The organism is Microcystis sp. M44BS1, assembly GCF_020244875.1.
GTDB classification, from domain to species: Bacteria; Cyanobacteriota; Cyanobacteriia; order Cyanobacteriales; family Microcystaceae; genus Microcystis; species Microcystis panniformis.
Genome location: NZ_JADBVM010000123.1, coordinates 1 through 9,790, shown reverse-complemented (window position 1 = coordinate 9,790; position 9,790 = coordinate 1). Strand labels below are relative to the sequence as shown.

Sequence of the window (9,790 nt, the reverse complement as noted above, 5' to 3'; positions counted from 1 at the left end):
GTGATACTAAACGTCGGGACATATAAACAGTTATAAGGTTGGTCAGGGTTGACCTGTTAGATTCAGTCAGGGGACTGAAGACCTTACTAGGCAGTTATTTCAGGTATTTCAACCTTATTTCATGCCTAAACGTTTCGCACCCTATTACTTAAAATACCCTAATCAACGGGCTGAGTATTTAAAAGAGTGGTGGAATGTGGTTAACTGGGAGGAGGTAAATCGCCGCTATCTTCAGGCAAAAGCTTAACGATGACAACTTTTACGGTAACAGTTCCCGCTACCACTGCTAATATTGGGCCCGGCTTCGATTGTCTCGGAGCGGCCTTAACCCTATATAATCAGTTTACTTTTACCCTGCTGCCGGCAACAACAGCTAACCCTGTCAGCATTATTGTCAAGGGAACTGAATCAGCTAAAGTTAGCCAAGGTGCTGATAATTTAATCTACACTTCTTTTTTGCAAGTTTATCAAAAAATAGGACAGAATCCGCCCCCTATCGCCATCGAGATCGGTTTAGGGGTTCCTCTGGCTAGAGGTTTAGGTAGTTCTGCCACTGCTATTATCGGCGGGTTAGTGGCCGCTAATCAATGCGCGGGAAATCCTTTATCTATGGGGGAAATCGAAGCATTAGCGATCGCCTTGGAGGGACATCCAGATAATGTGGTGCCGGCTTTGCGGGGCAACTGTCAGCTATCGGCAGGGGATAGCACAAATTGGGCTATTTGTCAAGTATTTTGGCAAAAAAATCTCATTCCCGTCCTAGCGATTCCCGATTTTGAACTGGCTACGGAAAAAGCTAGGGCGGTTTTACCCGAAAAAATTAGCCGTCAGGAGGCAATTTTCAATATTTCCCGCTTGGGTTTATTATTGCGGGGATTGGAGACGGGTAACGGCGATTGGCTGAGAATTGCCCTGGAGGATAAACTGCATCAACCCTATCGGCAATCTTTGATCCCGGGTTACGAAAAGGTGAAAAAAGCCGCCATTAATGCTGGTGCTTACGGGATGGTAATTAGTGGCGCAGGTCCCACCCTATTAGCTTTAACTAACCCCGACAATGCCCAAAAAACAGCCACAGAGATGACCAATGCTTGGCAGCAAGTGGGGATTAACTCTGAGGTGAAAATTTTAGCTTTAGATACCCTAGGGGCGCGGGTAAACTGTTAAGATTCCCCAGCAGATGGGTGTGGGGTGTAGGGTGTGGGGAAGTGGGGAGCTTTTCAGTAAACAGTAAACAGTAAACAGTGAACTGATAACTGATAACTGATAACTGATAACTGATAACTGATAACTGATAACTGATAACTGATAACTGATAACTGATAACTGATAACTGATAACTGATAACTGATAACTGATAACTGACTGCCAAAACCGTTAGTATAAAAATAAATATAAATAATTGTTAAGAAAATGACGCAAATTACCGTTATTGGTGCAGGGATTGGCGGACTAACGGCGGCGGCATTATTGGCGCGTCGAGGTTATCAAGTCACAGTATATGATCAGGCGCTTGTCCCCGGAGGTTGCGCCTCGACTTTTTCCCGTCGGGGTTTTACTTTTGACGTGGGGGCAACTCAAGTGGCAGGATTAGAAGTAGGGGGCATTCATCAGCGCATTTTTGCCGAATTAGGGATAGATTTACCCGATTCTGTCCCCTGCGATCCCGCTTGTGCCGTTTTTCTGCCGGGGGAAACCACTCCGATTAATGTCTGGCGCGATCGGCAAAAGTGGCAAGAGGAAAGACAAAAACAATTTCCGGGCAGCGAACCTTTTTGGCAATTATTACAAAAACTCTTTCAAGCAAGTTGGCGTTTTCAAAGTCGCGATCCAGTTTTACCCCCGCGCAACTGGTGGGATTTAGGGCAATTAATCGCCGCTTTGCGTGTAGATACTGCTATTACCTTCCCCTTTACTTTGATGACTGTGGGCGATGCTCTGCGATTATACGGCTTAGAGAGGGATAAACGCCTAAAAACCTTTCTTGATCTCCAGTTAAAGCTTTATTCCCAAGTTACTGCCGATGAAACCGCTTTACTTTATGCCGCCACCGCTTTAGCAGTTTCTCAGTCTCCCCAAGGTTTATCCCACCTTCAGGGTAGTATGCAAGTATTAAGCGATCGCCTAGTAGCAGCTTTGGAAAAATACGGCGGTAAATTGCAAATGCGCCACACAGTGGAAAAAATACTGACAGAAAAGGGAAAAGCTACGGGAATTATCGTCAGAAATCAAAAAAATGGCGAAATATATCCAGAAATGGCCGATGAGATTGTCGCTAATATCCCGATCCAAAATTTACCACAATTAATCGATCGCGAAGCCATTCCCAGTCTTTATCACCGGAGAATCGAAAAACTTCCCCCCGCATCCGGTGCTTTTGTGGTTTACTTAGGAGTCGATCGCGCTGCTATTCCCCCCGATTGTCCCCCCCATTTGCAATTTCTCTACGATTACGATGGCATAATCGGCGAAAATAACTCTTTGTTTGTTTCCGTGAGTAAAGAAGGGGATGGCCGCGCTCCAGTGGGAAAAGCGACGATTATTGCTTCTTCCTTCACCGATACCAGTCTTTGGTGGCGAAAAGGAGAAGATAATTATCAGCAATTAAAAGCAGCATACACCCAAGAGGCGATCGAGCGTCTCGGTAATTATTTCCATCTCAGTCCTGATCACATCGTTCATATCGAATCAGCTACACCGCGCACTTTTGAACGGTTTACGGGGCGAAATCAGGGCATTGTCGGCGGTATTGGTCAAAGATTGTCCACTTTTGGCCCTTTTGGAGTAGCGACGCGCACTCCGATCCCCCATCTTTGGTTAGTGGGAGATTCCACCCATCCGGGAGAAGGCACTGCCGGAGTCAGCTATTCGGCTCTAACGGTAGTTAGACAGATTGAGAATAAATTATTGGCTTCTAGTTAGCCGTAATTATGAATTATGAATTGGGAAGAATAAATAAAAGCAATCTTCTGAATACTGATAACTGATAACTGTTAACTTACCCACTGATAACTGATCACTGATAACTGATAACTGTTATAAAGCGCCGGCTGCCGTGCGATCGAGTATTCCCGCTCCTAGATGAGAGGTAATATTAATTGCTTGCAGGACCGGTTGAGAGTCAACCCCTTTAGGATAATCGATAACACTAACCGCGCCATTTCCCTGTTTAATATTCCAGAAATTGGCGGGTTTTAAACCCAATAAATAACAAAGAATCACCTTATTAATGGCATCGTGAGCTACTACCATAATTGTTTTAGGAGTATCGCTATTACTATAGGTTTTAACGATTTGCCGCCAACAAGCGATCGCTCGATCCCAAACTTCCTGTAAATTCTCCCCTTCCGGCATTTGTACGGTTTCTGGGGCATTTTTCCAGTCTTCTAACATCCCGGGGAAACTCGCTTCAATTTCCTCCTCTAATTTACCTTCCCAAAGTCCGTGACAGATTTCCGTCAGATCCACTTGGGTGTCTAAGGTGACATTGGGGTGATATTGCAGGATAATTTGGGCCGTTTCCTTGGGACGGGACAAAGGACTGGTGACAGCGTGATCGATCGCCGTTTCTCGCAGAAATTCGGCGGCTTTCTCAGCTTGGGCCTTGCCATTATCATTGAGAGGAATATCGCGCACACCTTGAAAACGTTTATCCCGATTCCATTGGGTTTCTCCGTGACGCACAAGCAGCAGCCTAGAACCTTGGAAAGGAGGCCGCGGTGGGGGTAAAGCTATCCCTAGGTGTGCTGTTTGATTGAGGGATTCCACCTGGACAGGATCACCAAAATTACCCGTAAAATTGAGAACATTAACGCAACAGTTAGATTGTTGTAGGGAATGGTATAAGGAAACCGGAATACCGATGGCACTGAGGATTAAACAGCGATTAATGCCGTTATGGGCAACAATGAGGATAGTTTGGCCATCGTGTTGGGGAATAATTTCTCGCCAAAAATCCTGCGCTTGTTGATATAGGGAGAGAACGGGATAATGTTCTTGACCATCGGGAAGTATCATCTTAAATTCGTGAGGTTTTTGGTGCCAATCCCGATATTCTTGGGGGTGTTGAGCTTTTACCTCCTCTTTGACCATATTTTCCCAGATAGGCAGATCGATTTCTAGTAACTGCGAAGTGGGTTGAATGACGGGAGAGTGATTTAAACGAGACTGAATCACCTCAGCAGTAGATTTGGCTCTTTGGAGAGGACTACAGTAAAAAGCGGCGATATCGATTTGACTGAGGGCATTTCCTACTTTTTCCGCATCCAGATGCCCTTTTTCCGTCAAAACCGAGCCATCACTGCGACCTTGTATTTTCTGCTCTGCGTTATAACTGCTTTGTCCATGACGAACAATAATCACACGAGTAGCCAAGCGGTTCAGTCTCCTTAACTAAAAGTCTCAATATCAGATTACAGGCGATCGGGATCGGAGTACAGTCTCGTTAGAGGATAGGGATTAGGGGAAATGGGGAAGTGGGGGAGTGGGGAAATGGGGACGTGGGGGAGTGGGGAAGTGGGGGAATTTCAACTAAAACCCCAACACCCTAAAACCCCAACACCCTAAAACCCCAACAGCCAATAAGAATATCAAAACTTCCTGACATGAAAATCTCTTGGGGATCAAGGGTTTGGCAATTTTGTCAAGAAATCATGACAAGGTACTTGTTCAAAATCGGAATCTTACTGTTTAATAGGTATTTATAACAAGCGATTCCCTTGATCCCCATCGAGTGGATCTCTCGTTCACAAAGCAATCGATGAGTAGTTGGAAGGATTACCCAGATCACTGCTTTTGCAAATGCCCAAAAACATTTGCCGTCGTAACTAATCGGAGAGCGTCAACTCATGGTTCCAGAATACCCCCCCTTAGATGAGATGACCTTGCGGCAACTGCGACGAGTTGCCAGTCAATACAGCATCTCTCGTTACAGTCGGATGCGGAAAACGCAGTTAATCGAGGCAATTACCCAAGCTATGGGAGTAAGCGGCAATTTTAAATCTATTATTAAAGAGGAAAAACCAATGGAAGCAGCAAAATTTGAATTAGGCCAAGCTAACCCGATCGAAGATATCCTAGGTTCAGTGGATGATGGTTTAGGAGATCTGCCCGGTGGCTACGGTGAAAATCGCATCACCCTCCTACCTCGCGATCCTCAGTGGGCCTATGCTTATTGGGATATCCCCAACGAATCGAAGGAAGATCTACGTCGTCAAGGGGGACAACAGTTAGCCCTGCGTCTTTATGATGTCACCGATATCGATCTCAATAGCCAAGGCGCACACAGTGTCCAAGAATATCTCTGTGATGAATTGGCCCGGGAATGGTATTTACCGATTCCGGTCAGCGATCGAGATTATGTTATCGATATCGGTTATCGTTGTGCTGATGGTCGTTGGTTAGTTTTGGCCCGTTCTCCTTTAGTGCGGATTCCTCCCGTCTATCCTTCCGACTGGATTGAAGATATTTTTGTCACCGTTAACTGGGAAGAAGAACTGGTGGGTAAAACTGTTTACGAACTCGTTCCCCCCAGCAAACGCTACGGCAGCAGTGCTGGAACCACGGGAACTAGCCCCATCTATGACCAAATTTTCGAGAGTGTCGGCGATATCGAGGCCCTACGGGTGGCCGGTTCCTTGTTTGGTTCTATGCAGCACGTCGCTGGTTCCGTACCGATGTCGGAAGTGATCAGTTCTTATGTATTCCCCTCTGGGGTTGGTATGTGGGCAGTTCCCACGGTATCGGGACTAACCGCTTCCGGTATCGGCATAACTGCTTCTGGTATCGGTATGGGTGCTTCGGAAACCCTACAACGTCCGCGCAAATTCTGGTTAGTTGCCGATGCCGAATTAATCGTCTATGGTGCCACCGAACCCGATGCCACGGTAACTATCGGTGGTCGTCCGATTAAACTCAATTCCGATGGCACTTTCCGCTATCAGATGTCCTTCCAAGACGGTTTAATCGATTATCCGATTATGGCCGTGGCCGCCGATGGGGAACAAAATCGTTCTATCCACATGAAATTTACCCGGGAAACTCCCTCTCGCAATACCAACACTAAAGATGAGGCGGTTCTAGAATGGTTATTTTAGATTGGGTTTTCTAACGTTACCAAAGCCAACCTAATTACTTCCCCCTAACTGAGATTCAGTTAGGGGATTTTTTTGGGGATTGTCAACGCTATCAACTTCTATTCCCAAATCTGACAGCTTAAATCGCCCGATTTTTGGGAAAGACGCAGATTTTCACCGTAATCGACGGGAACATCGATCACCGCAGGGACATCTTGCCGGAAAGCATCCTCTAGGATCGGGATCAAATCCTGGGCAGATTCCACCCGATAGCCTTTTAATCCCATACTTTCGGCAAATTTAACAAAATCGGGATTACCAAACTTAATAAAAGAAGAGGCCCCAAAATGGTTAAACTGCTTCCATTCGATTAAACCGTAACCGCCATCATTAAAGATGAGAGTGACGAAGGGAGTTCCCACCCGCAAAGCTGTCTCCAATTCCTGACAATTCATCATAAAACCGCCGTCCCCCGTCACCGCCACAATGCGCTTATCGGGATGAACTAACTTAGCGGCGATCGCACCAGGGATAGCAATACCCATAGCGGCGAAACCGTTAGAAATAATGCAAGTATTAGGACAATCGGAGTGATAATGGCGGGCCATCCACATTTTATGAGCGCCCACGTCAGAAATGGCGATATCTTCTGGTCCCATCACCTGACGCAGATCGTAGATCAATTTTTGTGGCTTGATCGGAAAACCCGTATCATTGGCATAGGTTTCGTAATCGGCCCGAATTTCCGTCTTTAATCCCGCAGTGACAGGAGTTGGTTTATTCTGGCGATCGGCCCGTTTGAGGATATCGATGAGAGAATCGGTGATATCACCCACCACTTCCACCACCGGGGCATAACTGCTGTCAATTTCCGCCGGAGTCATGCCGATGTGAATAATCGGTAATTTCCCGTCTGGATTCCATTTTTTCGGGGAATACTCGATTAAATCGTAACCAACAGCGATAATTAAATCACTGCGCTCAAAAGCACAACTAATCAAATCCCGTTGCTGTAATCCTACCGCCCAAAGAGCCAGAGGATGGGTATAGGGAATCACCCCTTTACCCATAAAAGTGTTAGCCACAGGGATATTCAAGGCCGTGGCAAATTCCGTTAAAGCCTCACTAGCATTAGCGCGAATTGCCCCATTTCCCGCCAAAATCAAGGGATTTTTCGCTTTAGAAATCACCGCCGCCGCCATGTTCAAAGTCCGATAGGAAGCGTAAACTTTTTCCTGACTATCGAGGGGCAAAGGACTACCATCGGCAGCCATAGCGGCGATATTTTCGGGAAGATCGATATGAACTGCCCCCGGTTTCTCACTTTGGGCGGTTTTAAAGGCTCTCCGTACCACTTCTGGGGTGATACCCGGCCGCACGATTTGTTTATTCCATTTCGTCACTGGGGCGAACATGGCCACCAGATCCAGGTATTGATGGGATTCAATGTGCATCCGATCTGTTCCCACCTGGCCAGTGATAGCCACCAAGGGCGCCCCATCGAGGTTAGCATCGGCTACCCCTGTCATTAGGTTAGTCGCCCCCGGTCCTAAGGTGGAGAGACAAACCCCCGCTTTTCCCGTTAAGCGTCCATAGACATCGGCCATAAAAGCGGCACCCTGTTCGTGACGGGTGGTGATAAATTTGATCGAGGAGTTTTTTAGGGCTTCCAAAACATCGAGGTTTTCTTCCCCGGGTAGCCCAAAAATATACTCGACCCCTTCATTCTCTAGACATTTAACTAGAAGTTCGGCTGTGTTTAATTCCCCCATAGTTCCCTCCTGTAGAGCTTACTTCATCAGTAAAGTCTCTAGAGATAGTTCATCCCGGCGGATTGAGGTTGTTGCGCTCAACTCGTCGGGATGATATCAGTAGACTATATGTACCAATGTAGCTGACTAAAATTTTGTTTAAGTCTATCCATATACCATTGTGACTTAAATCTTGACCCTTGGCAGATTATTTATTAGCACAATTGGGGAGAATTTTTTTTAGGCCGTTAATTCTTCGGCGGCGTGAGCTAGTTGGGCGGCGACTTTGGCTAAATAGGGACGACTTAACCACCAGATAAAGGGGGACAGCCAACCCCGCAGGGTGACAGAATAGGAAATATAACTACCACAGAGGGTTGATTCCACTTGGTAGGTCATTTTCTGTTCCATGCCGGGGATAGCGAGAACTCTGAGGCTGAGGAGTTCCCCGGGACGGACATTTTCCACGAAAACCCGGATAGGAATGGGAGTCAGACGGGTGACAGCTTGATAGATTAACCCCGGTTTAGCGATTAAACCCAAGGGAACATCAGCCTTGGCAATCAAAGGATGCCAAGAGACATCGGCCACATTGATTAATTTTTGCCAGAGGACATCGACGGGGGCGGTACTGACCACCCGATAGGTTTTGTAGAGTGAAAACTTACAGAATAGTCTGCCTTTGGCCGCTACAATCCTTAGGGAAAAATTGAGAATCACCGATCGCCCCCCGCAAAAATAATCCAGGTAATCTTCTATTTTGACATACCCCACGCCGTAAACGGACGTGGATTCTTCTCGCATCACTGCTGTGAATTTATGGCTCAACGAGTCCACTTCAATTAGATTCCTGGCGAAATCCCACCTCTGGGTGGTTCTCTCCTCAGACTTTCGCGACCTTACAGAAGCCTGTTTTCGGGGTCCCCTACGATACAGTTCAAAACCTCTAAAATACTTGGTTTCTCTGGTACTTGGTGCTGAGAATTTTTACCTATAGGAGCATTCCCCTATAGAACCCCATAACTCTAGTTTTCAAGGTGCGTTCATCGGTTGATGACTGGGTTTTTTAAGCGGTTGCTTACCCGGCCCCCTATTCTTAATAGCATACATCCTATAAAGTCGCCCTCAAAGGGCGAGGCTTTCAACCCAATTTTTCGGTAAAAAATAAATGGCTTTCCAGCAGTGTGCGCTTTTGATAATTTTCAATTATATGAATAGATTGATAAAGCTTGTTCTCAAGCCACTAAAAGCCGATCAGTTCTTTGTGTGATCAGTTTAACTTACTGTGGCTGTGCCAAGGGTAGCACCTAAAAGATCAAGAAATTGACGGCGATCGAGAGACATATTCTCAGAGCAGATGTTTCGATGAGCAATTATCCTATCGATCGCTACCTTGGCAGAGAAAATTTTTTATTTTTACCTGTCCGCTATAAGATGTCAAATTTTTTGAGTAATTGCCAGGGAATTTAAAAAAATTTGTTTACTCAAATTAAGAGTTAAATTTGGAAGGTTTCTAGAGCGCGTTTTTCCTCAGGTGGGGATGGAAAAAATCCCATTCCCACACTTTTCAATTTATCGTTTTTGTTTGAATTGAGAACCGATGCCCAAAAGTCCTAAACCCAATAATCCTAAAATTGCCGAAGGTTCGGTAATTTGCGTACTACTGGCAGTCAGGGTGAGCGTATCTTAACAATTGTCAATGGCGTTTGAGATGCGCTCACCCTAGCCTTAAAAGGCTTATTTTCGCTGCTTGTTGGATACTGAACCCATCCCCAGTAAACCCAATGCCAATAACCCCAGAATCGAGGAAGGTTCTGGAACCGTTGGAAATGGATTTGGACCGGTACTGGGTGATAAAAATCCTTTGGAAGGATCACCCACGTCTCCAAAACCAACAAGATCGAGGGAATTAAACTGAGTTATAACTTCTACATAGGTCTCTTCTCCTTCTAGTACCCTGAAACT

At 46.0% G+C, this 9,790-nt stretch carries 8 protein-coding genes and 2 pseudogenes; 4 read left to right on the top strand and 6 right to left on the bottom strand.

The window, feature by feature from the left end; translation table 11 throughout:
- Positions 1-142: 142 nt before the first annotated feature.
- Together IM515_RS09675 and thrB are read left to right on the top strand one after the other, a co-directional pair.
- Positions 143-247, top strand: a pseudogene (locus IM515_RS09675) (Fe-Mn family superoxide dismutase); the annotation flags it as partial.
- Positions 248-249: 2 nt separating this feature from the next.
- The gene (thrB, locus tag IM515_RS09670; protein WP_002788186.1) at positions 250-1,167 is read left to right on the top strand and encodes a homoserine kinase; all 918 of its coding nucleotides are present in this window, start codon (positions 250-252) and stop codon (positions 1,165-1,167) included.
- On the opposite strand, the gene IM515_RS09665 is transcribed toward thrB, so the two are convergent.
- The gene (locus IM515_RS09665; RefSeq protein ID WP_287633424.1) at positions 1,109-1,372 is read right to left on the bottom strand and encodes a hypothetical protein; all 264 of its coding nucleotides are present in this window, start codon (positions 1,370-1,372) and stop codon (positions 1,109-1,111) included. The genes thrB and IM515_RS09665 overlap by 59 nt on opposite strands.
- Before the next feature lie 41 nt (positions 1,373-1,413).
- On the opposite strand from IM515_RS09665, the gene crtD reads away from it, so the two are divergent.
- Positions 1,414-2,922, top strand: coding sequence for a C-3',4' desaturase CrtD (gene crtD, locus IM515_RS09660; RefSeq protein ID WP_287630214.1), 1,509 nt, complete (start codon positions 1,414-1,416; stop codon positions 2,920-2,922).
- Positions 2,923-3,036: 114 nt separating this feature from the next.
- On the opposite strand, the gene IM515_RS09655 is transcribed toward crtD, so the two are convergent.
- A complete protein-coding gene (locus IM515_RS09655) occupies positions 3,037-4,374 on the bottom strand; it encodes a histidine phosphatase family protein (RefSeq protein ID WP_287630213.1) in 1,338 nt (445 codons plus the stop codon).
- A gap of 473 nt (positions 4,375-4,847) precedes the next feature.
- On the opposite strand from IM515_RS09655, the gene IM515_RS09650 reads away from it, so the two are divergent.
- Positions 4,848-6,095, top strand: coding sequence for a DUF4912 domain-containing protein (locus tag IM515_RS09650; RefSeq protein ID WP_287630212.1), 1,248 nt, complete (start codon positions 4,848-4,850; stop codon positions 6,093-6,095).
- A gap of 98 nt (positions 6,096-6,193) precedes the next feature.
- Here IM515_RS09650 and IM515_RS09645 read toward each other — a convergent pair whose 3' ends face one another.
- The 4 genes and pseudogenes from IM515_RS09645 to IM515_RS09630 all read right to left on the bottom strand — a co-directional run.
- Entirely contained in the window at positions 6,194-7,846 is a 1,653-nt protein-coding gene (locus IM515_RS09645) for an acetolactate synthase large subunit (RefSeq protein WP_002771566.1), read from the bottom strand.
- Between the two features lie 219 nt (positions 7,847-8,065).
- Positions 8,066-8,545: a hypothetical protein gene (locus tag IM515_RS09640; RefSeq protein WP_041804515.1), complete on the bottom strand. Its 480-nt coding sequence runs from the start codon at positions 8,543-8,545 to the stop codon at positions 8,066-8,068.
- Positions 8,546-9,397: 852 nt separating this feature from the next.
- Positions 9,398-9,484 (bottom strand): annotated as a pseudogene (locus IM515_RS09635) (PEP-CTERM sorting domain-containing protein); the annotation flags it as partial.
- A 78-nt stretch (positions 9,485-9,562) separates the two neighbouring features.
- The coding region (locus IM515_RS09630) for a PEP-CTERM sorting domain-containing protein (RefSeq protein ID WP_287630210.1) at positions 9,563-9,790 on the bottom strand (228 nt) is incomplete at its 5' end.